Origin of the sequence: Vibrio sp. 10N.222.46.A1, assembly GCF_041473595.1 — a bacterium.
In the GTDB taxonomy this organism is placed as follows: Bacteria; Pseudomonadota; Gammaproteobacteria; order Enterobacterales; family Vibrionaceae; genus Vibrio; species Vibrio tasmaniensis_A.
This window is the reverse complement of the sequence record NZ_JBFRSN010000457.1, coordinates 1-467: the sequence shown is the minus strand read 5'-3', so window position 1 is coordinate 467 and position 467 is coordinate 1. Positions and strand designations below refer to the sequence as shown.

General features: G+C 42.4%; 1 protein-coding gene. It reads right to left on the bottom strand.

The features are described from left to right. The coding region (locus AB4496_RS13880; protein WP_372131170.1) for a DUF6701 domain-containing protein at window positions 1–467 on the bottom strand (467 nt) is incomplete at both ends.

Sequence of the window (467 nt, the reverse complement as noted above, 5' to 3'; positions counted from 1 at the left end):
AACCACATTGGGTTGGCTATCAGGCAGTCGTTGTGTTGTCATGCCTGAAGGATCGGTTGGTTGTGTTTTGAATTGCACAGGATCTGAAAGTGTTGCTGTAAAAATATTCAAAGAGACATCTCGAATTGGCCCCCCATCAAAATTAAAAGGACCATCAGGCGAAAAGTCAGCCTGCTTCTGCCATGATATATCGTTGTTATTGATCGCCCCTCGACTACCTCGATAAGTTAAATTCAAGCGATTACCGTTGAGTAAACGCCCTTCATCTAACTCAAAAAAAGCTTGCTGAATAGTGTTAAAACTTCCGTAATTCTGAGTTTCGTTCCCCAACGCACTGTAAGCCTCAACGTCAACGGAGACATTATCAAACTCTTGATTCATGTAAGCAAAAGCTTGCCCTGCAGGGTTTCCCCACACATTATTCAACGTATTAAAGTAATCAGGATAAAAGCGGCCAATGACTTGGT